The organism is Spongiibacter taiwanensis (assembly GCF_023702635.1).
In the GTDB taxonomy this organism is placed as follows: domain Bacteria; phylum Pseudomonadota; class Gammaproteobacteria; order Pseudomonadales; family Spongiibacteraceae; genus Spongiibacter; species Spongiibacter taiwanensis.
The window spans coordinates 3,215,040-3,237,193 of sequence record NZ_CP098455.1; the positions used below are offsets into that span (position 1 = coordinate 3,215,040).

General features: G+C 55.6%; 16 protein-coding genes. 10 read left to right on the forward strand and 6 right to left on the reverse strand.

What is annotated here, in order from left to right; translation table 11 throughout:
* Nucleotides 1-2 precede the first annotated feature (2 nt).
* From NCG89_RS14605 to NCG89_RS14625, 4 genes are all read left to right on the forward strand, one after another.
* A complete protein-coding gene (locus NCG89_RS14605) occupies nt 3-392 on the forward strand; it encodes a YbaN family protein (protein WP_251087298.1) in 390 nt (129 codons plus the stop codon).
* A gap of 107 nt (nt 393-499) precedes the next feature.
* Nucleotides 500-1,339 (forward strand): CheR family methyltransferase, encoded by an 840-nt coding sequence (locus NCG89_RS14610; protein ID WP_251087299.1) that lies wholly within the window; start codon nt 500-502, stop codon nt 1,337-1,339.
* 263 nt (nt 1,340-1,602) lie between these two features.
* Complete coding sequence (locus NCG89_RS16895) at nt 1,603-4,428, forward strand: methyl-accepting chemotaxis protein (RefSeq protein WP_285236379.1); 2,826 nt, start codon at nt 1,603-1,605, stop codon at nt 4,426-4,428.
* A gap of 257 nt (nt 4,429-4,685) precedes the next feature.
* Entirely contained in the window at nt 4,686-5,813 is a 1,128-nt protein-coding gene (locus NCG89_RS14625) for a protein-glutamate methylesterase/protein-glutamine glutaminase (RefSeq protein ID WP_251087300.1), read from the forward strand.
* A 136-nt stretch (nt 5,814-5,949) separates the two neighbouring features.
* Here NCG89_RS14625 and NCG89_RS14630 read toward each other — a convergent pair whose 3' ends face one another.
* Nucleotides 5,950-6,234, reverse strand: coding sequence for a late competence development ComFB family protein (locus tag NCG89_RS14630; protein WP_251087301.1), 285 nt, complete (start codon nt 6,232-6,234; stop codon nt 5,950-5,952).
* 167 nt (nt 6,235-6,401) lie between these two features.
* Nucleotides 6,402-10,679, reverse strand: a complete 4,278-nt coding sequence (locus NCG89_RS14635; protein ID WP_251087302.1) for a bifunctional diguanylate cyclase/phosphodiesterase — start codon at nt 10,677-10,679, stop codon at nt 6,402-6,404.
* A gap of 350 nt (nt 10,680-11,029) precedes the next feature.
* On the opposite strand from NCG89_RS14635, the gene NCG89_RS14640 reads away from it, so the two are divergent.
* From NCG89_RS14640 to NCG89_RS14665, 6 genes are all read left to right on the forward strand, one after another.
* Entirely contained in the window at nt 11,030-11,626 is a 597-nt protein-coding gene (locus tag NCG89_RS14640) for a protein tyrosine phosphatase family protein (protein WP_251087303.1), read from the forward strand.
* A 52-nt stretch (nt 11,627-11,678) separates the two neighbouring features.
* The gene (locus NCG89_RS14645) at nt 11,679-12,218 is read left to right on the forward strand and encodes a hydrolase (RefSeq protein WP_251087304.1); all 540 of its coding nucleotides are present in this window, start codon (nt 11,679-11,681) and stop codon (nt 12,216-12,218) included.
* Nucleotides 12,219-12,570: 352 nt separating this feature from the next.
* Nucleotides 12,571-13,146, forward strand: a complete 576-nt coding sequence (locus NCG89_RS14650; RefSeq protein WP_251087305.1) for a hypothetical protein — start codon at nt 12,571-12,573, stop codon at nt 13,144-13,146.
* 62 nt (nt 13,147-13,208) lie between these two features.
* The gene (locus NCG89_RS14655; protein WP_251087306.1) at nt 13,209-13,520 is read left to right on the forward strand and encodes a hypothetical protein; all 312 of its coding nucleotides are present in this window, start codon (nt 13,209-13,211) and stop codon (nt 13,518-13,520) included.
* Between the two features lie 619 nt (nt 13,521-14,139).
* A complete protein-coding gene (locus tag NCG89_RS14660; RefSeq protein WP_251087307.1) occupies nt 14,140-14,556 on the forward strand; it encodes a hypothetical protein in 417 nt (138 codons plus the stop codon).
* A 514-nt stretch (nt 14,557-15,070) separates the two neighbouring features.
* Nucleotides 15,071-16,264, forward strand: a complete 1,194-nt coding sequence (locus NCG89_RS14665) for a cytochrome P450 (RefSeq protein ID WP_251087308.1) — start codon at nt 15,071-15,073, stop codon at nt 16,262-16,264.
* Nucleotides 16,265-16,406: 142 nt separating this feature from the next.
* On the opposite strand, the gene NCG89_RS14670 is transcribed toward NCG89_RS14665, so the two are convergent.
* From NCG89_RS14670 to NCG89_RS14685, 4 genes are all read right to left on the reverse strand, one after another.
* On the reverse strand, nt 16,407-18,686 hold the full coding sequence (locus tag NCG89_RS14670) for a TonB-dependent receptor (protein WP_251087309.1): 2,280 nt from the start codon (nt 18,684-18,686) through the stop codon (nt 16,407-16,409).
* Nucleotides 18,687-18,819: 133 nt separating this feature from the next.
* Entirely contained in the window at nt 18,820-19,872 is a 1,053-nt protein-coding gene (locus NCG89_RS14675) for an acyl-CoA dehydrogenase family protein (RefSeq protein ID WP_251087310.1), read from the reverse strand.
* Between the two features lie 27 nt (nt 19,873-19,899).
* On the reverse strand, nt 19,900-21,081 hold the full coding sequence (locus NCG89_RS14680) for an acyl-CoA dehydrogenase family protein (RefSeq protein WP_251087311.1): 1,182 nt from the start codon (nt 21,079-21,081) through the stop codon (nt 19,900-19,902).
* Between the two features lie 290 nt (nt 21,082-21,371).
* On the reverse strand, nt 21,372-21,980 hold the full coding sequence (locus NCG89_RS14685; protein WP_251087312.1) for a TetR/AcrR family transcriptional regulator: 609 nt from the start codon (nt 21,978-21,980) through the stop codon (nt 21,372-21,374).
* Nucleotides 21,981-22,154: the final 174 nt, after the last annotated feature.

The following is a 22,154-nucleotide window of genomic DNA, read 5'->3' on the forward strand; positions in this document are numbered from 1 at the left end:
CCATGACAGCCCTGCTAATGCGGGTGTTCGGTGCGTTATTTTTGCTGCTCGCCACACTCGGTGTCGTTCTACCCCTGTTGCCGACCACGCCATTTCTGCTGCTCGCGGCGGCTTGCTTTGCGAGAGGCTCCGAACGCTGGCATCAATGGCTACTTAGCAGCCGCCTGTTTGGTCCCTTCTTGAGTCGCTGGGAGTCTCAGCGCTGTGTCAACTGTCGAACCAAATGGGTGGCTCTTGGCAGCATGCTAGTGTGCGGATCTGTCTCATTGGGCGCTCACGACATGAGTGCCGGACTGCGCTTATTTGGCATTGCCTTAATTCTGATTGGCGCGGTGGTGGTGTTGCGTCTTAAGCGCTGCCCGGTCTCGGTTGATTCGCCGGCGCGGGTGTAATTTAAAATATAACGAATAATTATAGTGGTGAGTCCGTATACGTTCACCGCAATTTGTATGATGTATTAGCACAGTGGAGGGACTGTCCCTCGTTGAGGTGCGTTGTTGTGAATGCTGTCGAGACTGCAAGCCATGCGTCGGAGTTTAACCTGACCTCAGGTCAGTTCCAGCGTATTCGGGCTTTGGTGCTGAAGCTTACCGGCATTCATCTTACCGAGGAAAAGCGGCAGCTTGCCTATGGGCGTTACGCCAAAAGATTGCGCGCGCTGAACCTGAATAATTTTGATGATTACCTGTGCTTGGTCGAGCAGGAAGACAGCGCCGAGCTTGATCATTTTATCTCTGCCATCACTACGAATTTTACCGGCTTTTTTCGTGAGCCCCACCATTTTGAATTTTTGAAGCAGCATGTTAAGGAACTGCTCGCGAAGAAATCCCAGCTGCGTATTTGGTCAGCGGGTTGCTCCACCGGTGAAGAGCCTTACACCATTGCCATGACTTTGCTTGAGGCGGTGCCCAATATCGGTCGCTATGACTGCAAAATTCTGGCCACGGATCTCGATAAGAAAGTGCTGGCAACAGCGGCGGAAGGGCGCTACCCGCTGGAAAAGCTGCAGAACCTGCCGCTGGAGGTAAAGCGCCGGGGTTTTGTGAAGGGTAGCGGTGCCAATGCCGGTTTTGTAAAGGTGCGCAGCGAAGTCGCCAACCTGATTCATTTTCGCCAGCTAAACCTACTGCACGATTGGCCGATGAAGGCCGCATTCGACGTAATTTTTTGCCGCAACGTGGTGATTTATTTCGACAAGGAAGTGCAAAAAAAGCTGTTCAAGAAATTTTCTCAGCGCCAGGTTTCCGGTGCCCATCTGGTGATTGGCCACTCGGAAAATCTGGCAAATGTATCGGACGACTATCGCATTGTCGGTAGAACGATTTATCAGAAGAAATAACGATCAGCGTCATTCGCTGACATAGTTGGTATTGGAGTAAGGTCATGGCAGCAAAGTCAAACAGTGTGGGTTCAGCGAAAAAAGCCGCTGCAGGGCGGGGTGCAAATGCTCGGGTAAGTACAACCAAAAAAACCGCGGCGCCGCGCAAAACCAGCGCTGTAAAGGCGGTTGCGGCAAAGCCGAGGGCGGCTAGGTCAACGGCTGCTAGTGCCAATGCGCTGAAACAGGAATTGGCGCGCTGGCGTACGGCGGTAGGCGGGGCCATGACGGCGATCATGATGGTAGATCGGGAGCTGGTGGTCACCTATGTCAATGACGCCACTCAATCCCTGATGGATCAGCATAAAGAGGCGCTGGAGAAGGTCTATCCCGGCTTTAATGTCGATAACATTGTTGGCACCTGTATCGACATCTTCCACAAAGATCCGGCCCATCAGCGTGGTTTGCTGGCCGATCCGGCCAACCTGCCTCACTCAGCCGATATTCATGTGGGCAATTTGATTTTTAATATCAATGTCACCGCGCAGATCGACGACAGCGGTGCCTACATTGGCAATACCCTGGAGTGGCTGGATGTGACGGCCGTGCGGGCCAAGGAAAACGAAGTGGCCCGATTGCAAACGGCGGTAGACAGCGCGATGACTGCCATCATGATGGTGGATCGCGATCTTAACGTGACCTACGTTAACGAATCCACACGAGCGCTGCTTGGCAAACACGCCAAGGCTCTGGCGGCGGTCTACCCCGGCTTTGATGCCAACCAGATTGTCGGCACCTGTATCGATATCTTCCACAAAAATCCCGCCCATCAGCGCGGTCTGCTGGCCAATCCGGCTAACCTGCCCCACTCGGCAGATATTCATGTTGGCGAGCTGGTGTTCAATATTAACGTTACCGCCCAGGTGGACAGCAAAGGCAATTACATCGGTAACACGCTGGAATGGCTGGATGTAACCGAGCAACGTGCGCGCGAGACTGAAGTCGCCCGACTGCAGACTGCGGTTGACAGCGCGATGACCGCCATCATGATGATCGATCGCGACTTCAATGTGACTTACGTCAACGCCTCCACCCAAACACTGCTTGAAGGTCACCGCGAGGCGCTGGCTACGGTATACCCCGGCTTTGATGTCGATAACATTGTCGGCACTTGTATCGATATCTTCCACAAGCGCCCCGAGCATCAGCGCAAAATGTTGGCAGACCCGGCCAACCTGCCCCATTCGGCGGACATTCATGTGGGCGACCTGGTCTTTAATATTAACGTCACTGCCCAGATCGACAGTCGCGGGAATTACATCGGTAATACCCTGGAGTGGCTGGATGTGACCGATGTGCGCGCCAAAGAGATCGAAGTGGCGCGGATGCGCTCCGCCGTTGATGGCGCCGATACCAACATCATGATGTGTGATGAGAACCTCACCATTACCTACGTTAACCCGGCCGTAGTGGCCATGTTGAAAAATCGTGAAACCGAGTTGCGCCAGCGCTTCCCCGGCTTCAGCGCCGACCGTCTGATCGGCCAATCCATTGACCAGTTCCACAAAAACCCCGCCCATCAGCGCGGCCTGTTAGCAAATGTCAGCGCGCTTCCTGCCCGTGCCGAAATCAAGATCGGCGAGCTGGAGTTCGAGGTGAATGCCACAGCGGTGCTCGACGCCAAGGGTAAATACATGGGCAACATGGTTGAGTGGAAGGACATCACCGAACAAAAAGATGCCGAGCGGCAGATTGCTGCGCTGATTGAGGGTGCCTCCCGCGGCGAGCTCGACAGCCGTCTTGAGTCGTCCCGCTACAACGGGTTTATGCATCGTTTGAGTGTGTCCATTAACGGTCTGATGGACGCCATTGTGGCGGAGCAGGACAACGCTGAGCGGCAGATCAAGGATCTGGTTGATGGTGCCATTGCGGGTCAACTCGATTCCCGTATTGATGTGGATGCCACCGTGGGCTTCCTCCAGCGCCTCGGTAAAGGCATGAACCACCTCATGGATATGATCGCCCGGCCGCTGGAAGAAAGCGCGCAAGTGATGGAGTCGCTGTCCAGCGGTGACTTGATGCAAGTGATGAGCGGCGAGTACCAGGGCCAGTTCGCTGGCATGCAAGACGCCGTAAATAGCTCGGTAAACAACCTGCGCGACATGGTTCGCCAGATTCGTGAAGCCGCTACTGGTATCTGTCACTCTGCCTCTGAAATTGCCCAGGGCAACATGGATCTGTCCAACCGCACCGAGGCCCAGGCCGCGTCGCTGGAAGAGACCGCCTCGAGCGTGGAGGAATTTACCGCTACCGTGAAACAGAACGCCGAAAACGCCGCCCAAGCCAACAATCTGGCCTCCGGTGCGCGCAGTCAGGCCGAGAAGGGTGGCGCCGTGGTCAGTCGCGCGGTGGATGCGATGCGCGAGATCAACAGCTCCTCCAAACGCATTGCCGACATTATCGGTGTCATCGACGAGATCGCCTTCCAAACCAACCTGCTGGCGCTGAATGCGGCAGTGGAAGCCGCCAGAGCGGGTGAACAGGGACGTGGGTTTGCGGTGGTGGCCTCTGAAGTGCGCAACCTTGCTCAGCGCAGTGCTGGTGCAGCCAAAGAGATCAAATCGCTGATCAACGACAGCGTTGAAAAAGTGGAAGAGGGTTCCCGCCTGATCGATGAATCGGGCAGCACCCTGGAAGAGATTGTATCCAGCGTGAAGAAGGTGTCAGACATCATCGCCGAAATTGCCCTGGCAAGTCAGGAGCAGTCTGCCGGTATCGAGCAGGTCAACAGAGCCGTTGCGGAGATGGACAAGGTCACCCAGGAAAATGCCGCACTGGTAGAGCAGGCCGCCGCAGCCAGTCAGTCAATGGATACCCTGTCTAAAGGGCTGATTGAACGGATGACCTTCTTCAAAACAGGCGACGTTGAGGGGCAGCTGGCGCCCCAGGTGGCCAGTGATCACAATCGGGTCGGGAACAAGGGCACCGCGCGCAGCGGCAGCGCAGCGCAGTCTTCCGCTGCCGAGATGCACGACATCACGCCGCGGCTGCGCAGCCAGGCAAAGGTGGCCAGTCGTGGCAGCCAGTCTGATGAGTGGGAAGAGTTCTAAAGCGCTTGAAAAGGCCCGGGTGGAATCCCCCGGGCCTTGTTAATGGGTGCAAATCCAAATTATTCGACCTGAGGTGATATTGCCCGGGGGCAAACACAATGGAGTCAATCTGACAGAGCGCCTCTGATCCAGGGCAAGTGCACCATCAGCTGTTCACCTGGCGTCGGTCTGGAATGGACGGACGCCGCTTCTGCCTCCGGCATGTGCCACCGCGTTTGGCCTGACCGCAGGGACTTTTAGACGTTGTGGTATGTGGTATGGAAACAGAACAACAGTCGTCACGTAGTGATGGGGTGGCGGCAATAAAGGTCTTGGTAGTGGATGATTCGGCGTTGATGCGCCATGTTCTCACTGAAATCCTCAGTTCTGATCCGGCGATTGACGTGGTTGGTGTTGCCTCGGACCCCTTCATTGCCAGAGAGAAAATTAAGAAGCTTAATCCAGATGTTATTACACTGGATGTTGAGATGCCAAGAATGGACGGGCTGAAGTTTTTGCGCAATATTATGCGGTTGCGGCCCATGCCGGTAGTCATGGTGTCGTCGCTGACCAGGCAGGGGGCGGCGGTCACCCTCGAGGCGTTGGAACTTGGCGCCGTTGACGTGGTATGTAAGCCCGAAATTGATATTGCCCAGGGCCTGCGTGAGTATGCCAACCAGATTATCGACAAGGTGAAGGCGGCACGCTTGGCCAAGGTGTCCCGTCTGGTAGAGAGCAGCGAAGCGCCGCGCAGTGGCAGTATCGTCAAGCCTGCAGCCAGCCAGAACAGCAACCTGCACTTTCAGACCACTGATCAAATCATTGCATTAGGCGCTTCTACCGGCGGTACCGAGGCCATTCGCCAGGTGCTAGAAAACCTGCCGGCCGACACGCCGGGCATGGTCATTGTTCAACATATTCCGGGCATGTTCAGTGAGCCCTTTGCCCAACGCATGAACAGCATTTGCCAAATGACAGTGAAACAGGCCGTCCACGGCGAGCGGGTATTGCACGGTCATGTGTATATCGCCCCCGGCGATCAACACTTGCTGGTGCGGCGAGATGGGGCCCGGTACTACTGCGTGCTGAGCGACGCCGAGCCAGTAAACCGCCACAAGCCGTCGGTAGATGTGCTGTTTCATTCGGTGGCGCAGCAGGTCGGCAAAAATGCGGTTGCGGTGATGCTGACAGGCATGGGCAAAGATGGCGCGGCGGGAATGCTGGCGCTGCACAACCTTGGCTGTCGCACCTTGGCCCAGGACGAAAGTTCGTCTGTCGTCTGGGGGATGCCGGGCGCCGCCGTCAAGGTGGGGGCAGTAGACGAAGTGCTGCCCCTGAAAAAAATTGCCGGACGATTGCAGGAGCTTTATCGCCGGCCGAAGTTAAACAAGCCGCTCTCGCGCTAGGCGTTTCACGCGCATTTTCTTTTTTTCTGGGCTTGCCCTTTTCAGGGCGGGACAGCGGCTGCCGCGAGGTGTGATGGCCTTGTACTGCAGCGTAACGAATCAACTCAACGGGGCCGGCCAGTGCCCCGGTCATCAATCAAATGGCTTCGCGAACCATCTTGCGGCGGTCGTTCGCCAGAATACCGTGGGCATGGCGCATGGCTGCCTGAATCTTGCCGGTCAATGCACTGCGGTCTTCAAGATCCATATTAATGCGCACATCAATGGAGTGACGCACATAGTGGGCGGGAAGGGCGTTGAGGGTCAGGCAGTAGAGGTCCTGCACATAATCGTGATCATATCGCTGGGAAATTTGCGCGGCTTCAAACTCTTCGGCCACGAGAATTTCCATAAAATTTTCGACTTCATCTGAGCTAAACATGGTTGGCTACTCCGGGTTTTGCGACGGCACGGCAGAAACACTACATTCCGTGGCCAGTTTGGCTCGCTTCGGGCCCGGCCGACTATACGGTAAAACCGAAAACGGCATGGCTGTGGCGAGCGTTATTGGTGCGTCTTGCTTATTTTTTCTGGCGCAATGGCGTCGCCTCAGCCATGAGACTCCTGCGCATGGATAGCGCCCCATTCCCGGGATTTCATCCACTGCTCCAGTTCGCCTGCGCTGATGGGTTTGGCTATGAGATAGCCCTGTCCCTCGACACACTGGGACCCGGCCAGCATCGACAGTTGATCGTGGGTCTCAATACCTTCGGCAATGGTGCGCATGCCCAGGTTGGCGGCCAGATCGATAATGGCATTCACAATGCTGGTTGCATCGTGGCTGTCAGGCAGATCCTGAACAAAGGATTTGTCGATCTTCAGGCGGTTGGCCGGGAATTGCCGAAGGTAGGCCAGGCTGGAGTAGCCGGTGCCGAAATCGTCTATGGCCAGCTGCACACCCATCTCAGCCAGGGCATTGAGTTTTTCCAGGGTACGGTCAACATCCTGCATCAACAGACTTTCGGTGATCTCCAGCTCAAGCATATGAGGTGGCAGGCCGGTGCTTTTGAGCACTCTGCGTACCTGGCGTACGAAATTGTCCTGACACAACTGCAGAAAGGACACGTTGACGGATACCGGCACGTCGAGCAGCTTTTGTTTGCGCCAGCGCATGGATTGCTCGCAGGCCTCCTGAAGTGCCCAGTTACCCAGCTCGATAATCATGCCACTGCGTTCTGCCACCGGAATAAACACCCCTGGTGATACATTGCCATAATGTGGGTGGTGCCAGCGGGCCAGCGCCTCAACACCAACCACCTCGTGGGTGAGCAGATTGATTTGGGGCTGATATGCCAAGCTGAGCTCGCGATTGCTAATGGCATTGCGCAGGGCGTTCTCAAAGGCGATGTGCTGGCCGATATCCTTTTCCATGCTGCTGGTGTAGAGCCGATGGTGGTTGCGACCGGAGCGCTTGGCATGAACCATGGCCGTGTTGGCGTGTTTGGCCAGGGTCGCGGTGTCATTGCCGTGGTCTGGATAAACCGCCACTCCCACAGACACCGTTACCACAATATCGGTATTGTTTACCCGGGTGGGGCTGGACACCTTGCTGACAATATCGGCAGCCACCCGGCTGATCTGGCGCTCGTCTTCTATATTGCTGAGCAGCACGGCAAACTCGTCACCGGCAACCCGGCACACCGCCCGGGGGTCACCGCAGCAATCCACAATCCGGGTCGCCACTTCGCTGATCAGTTTGTCGCCGGTGCTGTGTCCCAGGGAGTCGTTGATCATCTTGAAGCGGTCAATATCGATAAACAAAACCGCCACCTTCTGTCCGCTGCGGTTGGCATTCTGTTTAATGGCGTCGGCGACCCGGGCGTCAAACAGGCTGCGGTTAGGCAGGTCAGTTAGCGCGTCGTGGCTGATCATATGGGCGATGCGGTTTTCGTATTCCTTGCGTTCGCTCAGGTCGCGGCAGATGGAGATGTGGTGGGTGCCCTCGGGGCTCTCTACCCGGGTAATTGACAGGCCCACCGGGAACACATCACCGCTTTTGCGGCGATGGTAGGATTCGCCCTCCCAGTGCCCGCGCAGTTTCAGCGACTTGCCAATTTCCTGAAGCATCGTGCGGGTTAGTGGCTCCGCAGACAGTGCTTGAGGGGTGAGGTTAAGCAGTTCATCGTTGTCGTAGCCGGTAATGCTGGACATTGCGGCATTGGCCATGATCAGTCGGCCCTGATCATTGGTGATAAACATCCCTTCATGACTGGATTCGATAATACGGGCATTGAGCAGTAACTTGGCTTCGGCCTCGGCCCGGCGGCGTTCAATGTCGATAATGTCCAGGCTGTATGCCAGCTCTTCGGTCAGTTGCTCCAGCAGGTGAATCAGATCTGGCGAGAAGTAATGACTGCTACCCGCGTAAAATGTAATTGCGCCCCAGACGTCACCGCGAATCACAATCGGGCAAGACAGCACTGAATGTAGGTGCCATTTTTCGGTGAGCTGCTTGTACCGTGCGCTATTGAGCTCATCGTCCTGGGTGTCGTGAATCACCCGGCTCTCTTTAAAACATACCGCCTGGCGAATCGCGCCCTGCAGGGTCAGGCTGGATAACTCGTTACACTCGCTGTAGTCCTTCAAAAAGCCCACCGCTTGGCCAGAGTAGGCGATCAGGTCGGCGGTGTTTTCTTCCGCACCGAGCTGGGCCACCCATACCAGTTCCAGCTCGCCGTGATAGGCGGCAATACGGCAGATTTCATCCAGTATGCGCTGCCGGCGACCCTGTTCCTCGGGGCTGTCCAGGTTGCGGACAATGGCGTTACTCATACTGGTCAGAGCGCCGTAGTAACGGTTGACCTTGCGCAGTTCTATATCCGCTAGCTTGCGTTCGGTGATGTTTTCGTGGGAGATCACAATGCGCGTGTCGGCGGAATCGGGGAAGCGTTGAACACGGACCAGAAACCAGGCCTTTTCAGTCCCTTTGAAATTAGGATACTCAATCGAAAACTCCTGACGCTCGCCACGGAGCACACTGTTCACCCCGGCCAGCAGTGGTGGTGCTACGGGGTTGCCGGCGCTGCCTGCAGCTATCGATTCCTGAACGATGGTCGGATAGTTGCTGCCTACCACCATTTTCCCGCGGCGACCATTGGTCTCCCGCGTGTACTGGTCCCACATCCGGTTGGTCATAGTCAGGGTGCCGCTTTCATCCAGCACTGCAATTTGCAGGGGCAGGGCGTCAATGGTGGCCCGGGTCAGGTCTTCAGAGTGACGCAAACGGTTTTCCAATTGCTCCCTTTCGGTCACGTCGTAGGCCAGCACCAACAGCGACTCCCGTCCCTCAAAGGTCAACGGATGGCAGGAGATTTCCACCATGATTTCGCTGCCGTCCCGGCGTTGGTGGCGCCACAGACCGGCTTTGACAATGGTGTTTTTGGGGCGATTGGCAACCCTGGTTTCCAGGCGCTCGATCTCATCCGACGAGCGAATCTGACGGATATCCATCGATAGAAATTCTTCGCGGCTATAGCCGTACTGCACCTCGGCGGCCTTATTAACCGCCAAAAATTGGAAGGTATCGCAGTCAAATATCCACATGGGGTGGGGGTTACCGGCAAATATCTCCTGATAGGTCTGGGCCTGTTGGCGCAGCGACGCTTCGTATTTATCAACGCTGAGCTTGAGCAACAGCGAATGGGCCCGGCGCTGTTGCCGCCACAGGGTGCCCAGCATCGCGGTAATGGCCAGCAGCGTCACCAGCAAAATGGCGCTGATCAGCATGGCTAGTTCCCGCACCGGTTGCATGGCCTCATCGGCGTTGACCGAGGTGGCGAGTACCCAAGGGCTGTTGGCGATTCGCTGGTAGGCAACAAAGTGGCTGTCGCCGCTGTTCATCTCCACTTCCAGAAAGCCGCTGTTGCCGCTTTGACGGCTCAGGGCATTGGCCAGTTCCTGGCCATCGTGGGCCGAAAAATGCGTGCTGCCGGTGTTGGCCAGTTCTCGCATCCCGGTCTGGTCACGGGTCAGAAGGGTCACACCGGCAGTTTTCCGTTCGCCGGGCCAGGTGAGAATGTTTGGTAAAATGAAGCGCTCCGGGTCGCCCTGCAGCAGCAGGTAAACACCCGCGTTGTCTTTTACCCGGTCTACCACGTCCAGCAGCAGCGTACCGTCTTCGTCCCGGTAGAGTTCGCTGGTAGTAGCGGATTGCAAGTCACCCAAGCTGATCATCTCTTGCAGCAGAGGCGGATGAACCTGGTCGCCCGGGTTGAGCAAATTGTTGCCGCTGGCATCGATCAAGGCCGCGTCGCGATAGTGGTAGGCGTTGTGCACCGAGGTGAGCTGGTTGCGCAGCCGCTGGGCGGCATCGGCGTCATTGTTGTTGCGAAAGCGGTTAAGGTTGTCGATAAAGCTGGGGTTGTTACTGATTGCGCTCACATCCTGCAGGCGCTCTTTAATCCACAGTTCCAACTGGGCGCTTTTCAGGTTCGCCACGGCGGCCAATTCGGCGCCGGTCTCGCGTTTGAGCCGGGGGCCGTAGAAGCTCAGAATACTGACGCTGATGAGCGGCACCAACAGCAGCAATGCCAGAATCAACACCGATAGTTTTGTGTTACTGGGAGCGATGGATTCTGTGGGCAGGTTTGGCGGACGCCGGTTGCGCAGTACGCCCCGAAGCAGCAGCGCTGTGACAAAGACAAAGGCAATGCCTTTAAGCTGCTCGACGGTGGCCAGCATCGACTTGTCTGTGAGGGCAATATCCAACAGCCAGCTAGAAAAAAATATCCACAGCATCGCGATAAATGCGTACAACAGGGCAACGGTATTGGCTGGTAAACCGCTACCGAGCGCCTGAGTGGATTGATGATTAGCCTGGTCTGTCATGGATGAGTACCGCAACTCCAAGAAGGGGCGGCTGTGATTGCGCCGACGCTTGAATCTTTTGGTAAGGCTAACAGAATAAATAAGTTGTAAAAGGAAGGGAAAACCGAGATAAAACCGCACAGATTTTGCACTTTGGCATTGTTTTGGTGCAAAACAGCGCCACGGAATAAGCGATGGCTGTGCTAGTCTGGGTGTCATAACACCAGCTGTTGGCATGGCGCAGTTGCATCGGTGGCGCTCGACGGCTCACTTGTCGCCCGGCCGTATGGTCGAGACAAAGGGGCCTTCCATCGGGGCTCCCACCAGGCAGGCGCAATACCGCCAGCCCAAAAATATCAGAGGTGAAAATAATGACATTAGCGACAAACCCTTATGGCATGCCGCCCGGCACCGTGCTGCTTGGTTCCCGGTTATTGCGACCTTTATTCCTGCGTCTGCTTTTCCTGTTTTCTGCCTGCCTGGTTCCCCCAGCGATGGCAGAGACCGGTGGCAAAGTGCTGGACCACTACCACAACCCCGCCCGGCAAACCTACGCCGGTGGCCAGCCCAGCCCGGGCCAGCTGCGTGCCCTGGCCGAGGCTGGCGTACAACATGTGATTAACCTGCGCCCCCGGGCAGAGCAGGGCGGTTTTGATGAGGCCGACGCCGTGACGGCGGCAGGCATGCAATACCACCACCTGCCCATTGCGGGTGGGCGTGACATCAACTTTGATAGTGCCGCCAAGCTCGACCGGCTGCTGTCGCAAACCGCCGACCAGACCGTCTTGCTACACTGCGCGAGCGGCAACCGGGTAGGGGCGCTGATCGCCTTAAGAGCGAGTATGGCGGGGGTGGAAAAAGAAGCCGCCATCGCCGAGGGTAAGCGCTGGGGCCTGACCGGCCTGGAGTCATTGGTGCGCCAGCGCCTTGGGGCAGCCGAAGCGGCCGGCGAGACGAGCGAACAATAGCGCGACCAAACATGATCCGCGGAGCAAAACAGTCATAGATCACGGAGCTAATATGCTGGAACTCAAACAATGCGGCCTGCTAGTGGTCGATGTGCAGGGCAAGCTCGCCAGCCTGATGCACAACAGCGATGCCGTCGTCGCCAATATCGTTAAGCTGGTTCAGGCCAGCCGGGTGCTCTCCCTGCCTGTTATCGCCCTGGAGCAATACCCCAAAGGCCTGGGGGAAACCGTACCGGAGCTCCGCGACTTACTGAAAGATGACGAGATCATCCCCAAAACCAGCTTCGGTGGCTGTGGCGCGCCCGATTTTATGACGGCACTGAATAAAACCGGCCGCCGCCAATGGCTGGTCTGCGGCATTGAATCCCACGTGTGCGTCTACCAGACCGTGAGTGGCATGCTGAGTGCAGGCCATGAAGTCGAGGTGATTACCGATGCGGTGTCTTCAAGAGAGGCCGCCAATATCCCGATGGCCCTCGCCAAAATGCAGCGCCGTGGCGCCGAGCTGACCTCGGTGGAAATGTGCCTGTTTGAACTGATGCAAGATTGCAAAAGCGAAGCCTTTAAAGCGATGTTGCCGCTGTTGAAGTAGCCGCGGCAAGCGGCGAAAAATCCGTTTAATGCAGGGTGAGATATACGGTATATTTTTGAGCGCGCCGATTTTATGCACGGTTTGTCAGTGAACTGTGCACGCTTTCTCAGTTTGATGTTTAGAAAAACAGACGCAGATCAATCACATAGGACAGTGACGAAAATAAATATGGGGACCTCGTTATTCTACGAAGCGTGCATGCACGCTTTGCCCAGTCGCCGCTAAGCAGCGTGGCCGCAATAATTCTATGAAATGCAATGTGTTAGGAAAATTTCTAACGGTTTTCTCGCCGAGAAACCGAGTGCGCTTATTATTCAAATGTTAGGGCTTTTTTGAGAAAGGATGTCTCCCAGTGATTGATTCAGATGAAGATATACCCAAGGTAGTATCTGAAATTAATGAACGTATGCAGGCTCTTCACGACTATCTCGGTGATCGGAATCTGGGTGAGGCAAAAATCCGATTTCCGCGAGGCTATATTCGAACTTGCGCGTCACACAGACATAAGTATCAATTTCTATCGTGCCATACCCTAAAGAGCAATATTGCATATGCAAAATTAACTTCCGATATCTATCGCTGGCTCCTAAATAGGACTGATCTTTCTATCACAGCGAAGGAGATGATGATCAAGCAAGGGATTGCATTGGTTGGAACGGTTGCAGAAACAGTCGTTAAAGAGGTTTTGAAAGGCCAACCTGGAGGCGGAAGGAAGCAAAATTTTAAAAAGAAAGTGCAAAAGCTTTTGGATGATGGCGTCATCAATCAAGAGTTGCAGGCAGAACTCGAATGGCTTTGGGATACTCGGAATAACGTTCATATAATGCTTCTAACTGACAGAGAGTATAATAAATACGAGATAAAACATTACAATCGCGCCATAAAGGCAATGCAAAGTCTTCGGGTTGCCCTCGGTGGCTTGCCCTAACAAGGCCAAGCACCGCGACGTATTTTTCGTTGATTTTGGCGTTATGCATCTAGGGAGAGATTGTGCCAATAGCTGAAGTAACAGGAGAGTGGCTAGGTGGCTTATTCCGCCTGCTCGGAAACTTCTTTATTGAAAAAGTTTTGGAAGTCCTTGTTAAAGGTCTCGGCTATTCCGTATGTCGGATTTTTTCTAAGTCCGTAGACCAAGATGGCTTTGTGGTGGCAATAGTTGGCGTGTTTGCTTGGATTGTTATTGGGGTTTTAATCTACTTCGGCTACGAGTATTTTTCTACACAAGCGGCAATTGATAGCTGTTTAGATTCCGGTGGTAGATTCAATTATGACCAACAAATATGTGAGCGGCAAAATGCATAGCAATCGCGGGCAGTTGCCGCTGAAAAGCGCGGCGGGACAGTCAAAAGGCTGCGCTTTTTTGCCTGCCCCTGTCGCAGGGCGTTATATTTTTCGAGGTATGCATTGAAGCATCTATTTAATCTTCTCCTCATTCTATCCGCAGTGGCTCATGCGGCTGAGCTGCTGCTTGGAGAGGGCGTTCAGCCAGGTAAAGCTCGGGAAATCATATCTATGTTTAATTCCGGCGTACCCCTAATATCTAGTGGGGTCTTAGTAGATACACTTCCTGAAGGTGCAGGGGATCATATCCACTCCATCAATCTTAGTGACGGAAAGTACGTTGTACAAATAGACTCATTCATATGCACAAACTCATGGCACTACGTTAGTTGGTCTTGTGATATCAATACAATGAAATGTGCGTGGGTGGTAGACCCGGAGTATAAATGCAGGCAAATATAACAAGTCAATCAAAAGCGCGCCTACCGGCGCTGTAGCAGATATAGTAGACCCTTGCAATGTCTTTATATTTAGGAGTGCCGAGTGATATCTGACAAATCGGTTTTGTCACTTATGGCTCTGACGCCAACGGCGTGGCGCGCTCTAGAATCTGGCGTTAGCGTCCCTTGGGGGTTTGGTTGTGCCTGAAGATGATAAGGAGCGCCAATGGAATGACGCGCAAACGATGTCAATTTACCCGATCTCATTTTCTTCGTCGTATTTTATGGTGCCAATGTTATTTCGAAATGGCGACTGGGGGGTCGGATTATTACTGTTAATACCTTTGTTCTCTCTCATGCTAGTCCCTTTCTGGAAAAGAAATTTTTTCTATGAAAGATCAAAGAATATTCTAGTGGCATCATTTCTTAGCGCCAGTTGCATCGCCGGAGTCTTCATCTTCGAAAAATATGGGCCAGTAGCCAAAAATTCTCATAATTTAAGTTTTGTTTGTTTGGATTTTCCATTTTTCATTATAGCCTTGATTCCTTTTATAATTTTATGTCGGCAAGGTGATAAAGCTAATGAGCGAAACCAATTTTATGACGGTGGAACGTAATAAGATTAGGCCTGACCTGCTCCTCCATTGAAAGCTTGTGAATGAATGTAACCATTAGACCTGAGCTTCCGGCGGAATCCGAAGTGATTGGAATCGTGACGGAGGCCGCCTTTTCGGCATCGCCTTATGGCCACAACAATGAAGTGGGGATGTGCATTCCCTTCGGCAGGCAGATGCATTGTCGCTGTCTCTTGTGGCGGAAATGGCTGGAATAGTTGTTGGCCATGTCGCAGCTTCGCCGGTTCAGATCTCTGATGATGCTTTGCACTGGTATGGGTTGGGGCCTATATCAGTGCAGCCCGGTTTCCAGTGCAAAAGCAGATACCCGCCACGTAAGTCGAGTCTGTTAATGGGCTGCTGGGTTATAAAAGTCTGGGCGAAATCGCCATATTACATATTTTAAATTTGTAATATGGCATCTATACTGTGTTGAGGTCTTCGTGCTAATTCCTTCGGCCGGCAGACCCACAAATATCCGGCCCAGATAACAATAAAATGCCAGCGAGGTTTTGCGATGCAACAGAGTCTGTCACGCCCGGCCCACGTTCCCGAGCATCTGTTCTTTGATTTTGATATGTATGCGGATGGCCGCATTTCTGAGGAAGTGCACCGGGATTTCAAGCTTTTCCATCAGGACCTGCCCGATCTGTATTACACGCCTCATCATGGCGGCCATTGGGTGACCACCAGTTATGATCTGATCTCTCAGATGGTGCAAAACCCGGCGGTGTTTTCTGCTCGGGAAATGCAGTTTCCGCGCATTGAGAATCCACCGCTGTTTATTCCGCTCAACCTGGACCCGCCGGAAAATATTCCTTACCGGCAATTACTGATGCCCTTTTTCTCGCCGCGCAATGTGCGGCAGATGGAAGATAATGTGCGCCGCTGGGCGGCGGAGATTGTCGATCAGGTGGCGGATAAGGGCGAATGCGACTTTATGTACGACGTTGCCAAGGTGTTTCCGGTGTCCATTTTTATGGAGTTTATGGGGATGCCGCTGGCGCGTCTGCGGGAATTCCGCGAATTGGCCGAGGCCTTTTTCAAGGCGCACACCCAGGAAGAGTTTCACCAACTCACCGAGCAGATTGTGGGCATGCTGACCGAGGTGATTGAGCAGAAGCGCCGCGAGCCCGACGACAAGCTGATCAGTTATTTGCTGGGTCAGAAGATTGAGGGCAGGGCACTGCGCCTCGATGAAATCCAGAATATGTGTTACCTGCTGTTTTTAGGTGGCATGGACACGGTGACCAACGTGACCGGCTTTGCGTACCGACAGCTCGCCCAGGATAAGGCATTGCAGGCGCGTCTGGAGAAAGAACCCGAATGCATTGGTAATTTTGTGGAAGAGAGCCTGCGTTGTTTTGGGGTGGTGAACACCCCGCGATTGATCGTGCAGGATATTGAGATTGGCGGTGCGTCACTGAAAGCTGGCGAAATGATCTTGTGCTGCTTGCCGATGGCGGGGCGGGATGAGCGTCATAACAGTGACCCGCTGACCTTTAATATCGACCGGGAGAAGTTTGAATACCTCACCTTCTCCAAGGGCCCGCATCTGTGTGTTGGCCACTTTCTGGCCCGCGCCGAAATCCGCATTCTGACCGAAGAATGGTTTAAGCGGGTACCGGCTTTTGAGCTGGTGCCCGCTGCCGATCATGGCTGTCGGCTGGGTACCGTAATGGGCATCGACTCGCTGCCGCTGCAATGGTGATGTGCGCTGCATGGTTTGGCTATCTGCGTTGCTAGCCGCCATAAGGTGATCAATACACAAAAAAGCCGCGTCCATTTGGGCGCGGCTTTTTTTGGTAGCACTCGGTTTGAGGACAGAGCCGGCGTAAGCGTACGGGTGAGGGCTACATCAACTCCCAGTTCAGGCGAATGCCGTACACCGGGGGTGGCGCGAGGTATTCCACCCGACCGGCATCGCCGTGAATCTGTGAGGTGGCGTAGTGCTCGTCGGTCATGTTTTTGCCAAACACCGTTGCCCGAATGTTGCTGGCGTAGTGCAGAAAGCTCACGCTGGCATCCACCACGGTATAGGACTCCTGGTATGACACCGATGAGTTCTGGGCCAAAAAGTACAGGCCGCTGCTGTAATAGGCGCTGGCAGCAAACTCCAGCTCACCGGTGTCACCCAGTGCCACCACCTGGTTGGCGCCCAGATTAGTGGTCCATTCGGGGGTGCGCACCACCCGGTTGCCGGTGAAGTCGCCAAAGCCCATGTTGTATAGACCGGTGGTTTCGTCAAAGCCGCTGGCATTCTTGTAGTCGGTATATTCCGAATCCAGATAGGCCGCGCTGAGGGTAATCACTAGCCCGGGATTGCGCTCGGGTGCGGGTAGCCATTGGGAATCAACTTCGGCGCCGCGAATTTGCGCGCTGCCGGCGTTTTCCAGACTCACCGCGCCGCCACTAATCAGCGAAACAAACTGCACCTGCAGATCGTCGATGGTGTTTTCAAAGAGGGCGCCATTCAAGGTGAGGGAGCGGTCCAGCCATTGGGATTTCACCCCGAGTTCGATGCTGGTGACTTCCTCGGGGTCAACGTATTCCGGTTCGTCGTAAATATTGGTGGTGTTGAAGGTGCCGCTCTTGAAGCCAATGGTGTAGGAGCCGTAAATCATCAGATCGTCGGCGGGGTTGTAGGCCAGCGATACCTTGGGCGAAAAGTTGCTGGTCTCCTTTTCCGGGGTGCTGAAAAATAGCGCGTCGGTGCGGGAGCCGTCCAGATTGACCGCACCGATGCTGGACTCGATCACGTAGCGGCGCTCCTCTTGATAGCGCCCGCCCAGGGTCAGGCTGAAACTGTCGTTCAGGTGCACGGTGGACTGGGCAAAATAGGCGGTGGATTCCGTGCCCAGCAGTGATACCAGGCCCACCGACAAGCCGTCGGGCACACCGAAATCGGCGAGCACATCAATCAGCTGGGATGGCAGCGGAATGCCGTAGAGCTCGTTGTCGGAAATATCCAGGCTGGCCAGCGACAGGCGGTTGAGGGGGAAACCGGATTCCTGCTCCAGATGGTAGGCACCCACGATCCATTCCAGCCAGTCGGGGGCGCTGTCGTTGGAGACCAGCTGAATTTCCTGGGTGGTGACATCGGCAAACTGACCCTTGGCGTCAAAGGTGATGAAGGGCGCGTCGGAGCCGTCCTGGTCGTAAACGTTGTCGGTGGAAATATCCTGATCGCTGGCCAGCAGCTTGAGGTCGAACCAGGGCAGACGCCACTCAAACTGACCGTAGAGCACCTGGTTGTCCAGCGAAAAGTAGGAGGCGACATCCACATTGGCGTGGTAGTCCCGGGTTTCGGCCTCAACCTGAAGCGCCTGGGCCAATAGGCTGGGGGCGGTATTGGGCATCACCGTGCTGCCCAGGCCGTACTGCTGGTAGTCAATGTAGGCCAGATTCAGGTCGATATTGTCGGTGGGCGAAAAGCGCAGCTTGTAGCGGTAGCCGTCGGTGTTCTCTTGCGGAAACCCGGTGGTGCCACCATTGCCATCACCTCGGGTGCCCTTGTAATACTGATCGGCGGTACTGCGCACATAGGACACGCTGGAGGCCAGCATGTCGCCAACGGGGTAGCTCAGGTAGTAGCGCTGCTTCAAGGTGTCGAAACGGGATTTGATCAGTTGGGCTGAGGCCTCGGGCTCTATTCCCGGCGACTTGGTGATGATATTGATGGCACCACCCGTGGAGTTGCGACCGAACAGGGTACCCTGGGGGCCTTTCAGTACTTCAACCCGTTCCACCGCGCCAAAGGCCTGGGCCTGGCCATTGGCAAAGGGATAGTAAATGCCGTCGATATAGGTGGCGACACTGGGGTCAGAGTCGGGCAAAAAGGCGTCGGTGCCCACACCGCGAATATAGACCACGGCAAAGTTCACCGATTGGCCGTAGGTCAGGCCGGGGGTGAACTGAGCCAGCCCAACGGGGTCGTCGATACCCTTGGCATCCAGCGCCTGGGCTGAGAAGGCCGCCAGTGAGATAGGAACGTCCTGAATGTTTTCCTCGCGCTTTTGGGCTAGCACAACCACTTCTTCAATTAGCCGGTTGGCGGGTTTGGCCTTAGCGTCCTGGCCGTGGGTGTAGCTGCTAGTAGCTAGCAGGGCGAATAGCGTCACCATCTTCTTCATGTCGTGCTCCACTTATTATTTTATTCGACACAACTCAATGTATTGTTTGCCGCGTGCTGCGGGTGTTGCTTATTAGCGGTACTGCTCGATGCCGGGTATTCCTTGTTAAGGCAGCGCTGGCTGCGCGGTCATCTTAATAGCCGTTGAGTTCGGCAAAGCGCGCTGCCAGGGGTGCTCGGCCGCCGTATACCGTTTCTAACACCCGGGCGCGCTTGAGATAGTGCCCGGTCAGGTGTTCGTCGGTCATGCCAATACCGCCGTGGAGTTGCACGGTTTCATTGCTCATTGCATGCAGGGCTTCCGCCGCCATGGTGTTGGCGGTGGTCGCGGCGACCGAAAATGCCTGCGCGTCGCCAGCCATCAGCGCGCTCTCTGCACTGGCCGAGGCCAGTTCGATACTGATGTAGGCCTTGGCCAGGCGATGTTGCAGCGCCTGGTAGCTGCCGATCTTGCGGCCAAACTGCTCGCGCACCCGCAGGTATTCACAGGTTGTGCTGAGGCCGGTTTCGGCAAGGCCGATCATCTCCCAGGCCAGGGCGAGGCGGGTGCGATCCATAATGCGGGCCAGTGTGTCGCCGTCAGCCAGGCTTCCCAGCGACAGGGCTTGGGCCTGCTCAACGGCCACATGGGCAAAATCGCTGCCGTCGACCATATCGAGGGGCGTGATCGTCAGGGCTGATACCGGCAACACGCGCAGTGCGGGATCTGGGCCGGGGGTAACCATCAATAAATGATCGGCGTGGCGAGTGTCCGCCACATAGCGCCACTGGGCGGTGATAGTGCCGTTGGTTGCCAGTTGCAGATGGGGCGCGCCGTCAAAGGGCGCCACCGCCAGGTGGCATTGGCCTTCGGCGATTTTGCTGAGCCAGGTGTGGGCATCCGGGGTGTCGCAGGCGCTTAACAGGTCCACGGCGAGCAGGCCCTGGCTGATCACCGGCGCCTGCAATCCCCTGCGTCCGAGTTCCTGGGTAATCACGGCAACTCCGGGTAAGCCCAGGCCTGCGCCGCCGCAGTTTTCGTCCACGGCTACCGCAAAGGCCCCCAGGCTAACGAGGCCGTCGAGGAGGCTGGCGCTGCCATCCACCCGGCGCCGGACAATGTCTTCCACCGGCAGGCTGTCGAGCCATTTACTGACGCTGCTCTGCAACAGGACCAGGTCTTGGTTTTCAAATAGTGCGCTGCTCACTCAAATGCCTCGTTTAGGATTCCCGGTTCATGGTTCTTGCGGCAGCCGCAGAATGTGTCGTGCAATGATGTTGAGATTCACCTCCGAGGTGCCGCCCTCAATGGAGTTGCCCTTGGAGCGCAGCCAGGCCCGGGTTTCTTTCAGCGCGCGGCTGTCGAACTGCTCGCCGCTCCAGCCCAGGCCGTCCATGCCGAGGAGGGAGACGGCCAGTTCCTGACGTTGCTGATTGATCTCGGCTGCCGCCACTTTGACTACCGAGGTGAGGGCGCTGATACGACCGGCGCCCATCTCCCGATTTGCCCGGGCAACAAGGTAACTCAGGGCCTGTTCGCGCATCTCGCCCTTGGCCACAGCAACCCGTTTTATTGGGTCGACGATGGGGCCCTGATCATGGCCTTCGCTAAGCCGTGCCACTTGGTGGAGGGGAAAGCTGTTGTCGCCACCAAAGGCGGCCGCTGACACATTCTGGCGCTCGTATTGGAGCAATTTTTTGGCGATCTCCCAGCCCTCGTTGACCTTGCCGACCAACTGGTTCTTGGGCACTTTCACGTCGTCAAAAAATGTTTCGCAGAAGGGGGAGTTGCCGGAGATCAATTTGATAGGCCGGGTGCTGATGCCGGGGCTGTTCATGTCGATCAGCAAAAAGGAAATGCCCTTGTGCTTGGGCGCGTCCTTGTCGGTGCGCACTAGGCAAAAGATCCAGTCGGCTTTGTCGGCGTAGCTGGTCCAGACCTTCTGGCCATTCACCTTCCAATGGTCGCCGCAGTCTTCGGCAAAGGTGGACAAAGAGGCCAGGTCTGAACCGGCGCCGGGTTCGGAGTAGCCCTGACACCAGCGAATTTCGCCCCGGGCGATGGGTGGCAAAAATTCTGCCTTCTGGCTGTCGGTGCCGTATTCCAGCAGCACCGGGCCGAGCATCCACAGGCCGAAGGAGAACAGGGCCGGGCGGGCTTGCAGGCGCTGTAACTCCTCTTTGAGAATCCGGTCCTGCTCGGGGCTCAGTTCAGCGCCGCCATATTGTTTGGCCCAGGTGGGGGCGGTAAAGCCCCGGGCAACCATGCGCTCCAGCCAGAGTTTGGTATCGGGGTTGGGGTATTCGGGATGACGCCCGCCCCAGGGGATCTCTTGCTCGGGCAGACTGCCCCGGGTGCTGGGGGGCAGGTTGGCTTCGAGCCATTGGCGAAGCTCGGCCCGAAAAGAATCGGACATACTTACCTCACGGTCAGCCATGGTTGGCTTGCTGACGGCGTGCAGACAGGGTCGGCTGGCGTCGGCGCGCGGTGGTGTTGATTTGCGCAGACAAAGTCGGTGAAGAGTCCACGTCGGCGTCCTGTTATTGGCATTATTCTGTGGCGTTGCCGCCCGAGTGTTAGCGGGGCGCGGAACTAGTGCGCAGCTGACACTCTACCTTATGTGATTAGATATGCTACATGATATTACATATTTTGAAAATGTAATATTTGACGGGCTGGCAGCGAGGGCGGTCGGCCGCGAAAGTATCAGGGCGTCAACAAGGCGGGTACCACAAAGGCGCGCACCTGACGGCGCAGCTTTTCCTCAGGGGTTTCCAGTATTTCGCCGCTGACAATCAGCAGGGTTTCGAGGAGTTGCAGCCAGTCCACCATTTCTTCGGCGCTAAAATTCTCGCGCAACCGCCCCTGGTGATGGGCGACCTCAATAATGCGCTTCCAGCCCAGCTCCAGGTGGAGTGAGGTGCCCAGGTTGGCCTTGTTGACTTCCTTGAGGGTGAACTCGAGGTTGTTGGTGCCGAGCAGAAAGCGCACGGTCTCGCTTTTGGGAAAGTCCAGTACACAGATCATGATAGCTTCGACAAACACCTCTTCAATGTCGTCGTGTTGCTCAATCAGCTGATCCAGGCGCTGGACCACGCTGACGATCTCACGCTGGGCAATAAACAGCAGTAAGTCCTGTTTGTTTTTATAAAAGCGGTAGAAAGAGGGGCGGCTGATTCCCGCCTCCATGCAGATATCGTCGATCTTGGTTTTCTGAATACTGTATTCCCGAAAGCAGTGCTCCGCGGCGGCGAGGATGCGTTTTTCCATCTCGCTGACGGCTGCCGGTTGGTCGTTGCTCACCTTGGAAAGCATGTTGGGGTGTGTCCTTCTCTTCCGCGATACCCGTAATTTGAGGCCCGTTTTTTGGGCTAAGTATACGAAGTGCCCGGTCGAAAAAGCGAATCGTGCAGATTGGGCGAGTTTACCCTGTCATTTCTTGCCAAGCCAAAATTCTGTTGATTTGAATCAAGTTCGCCTGCGAAGCAT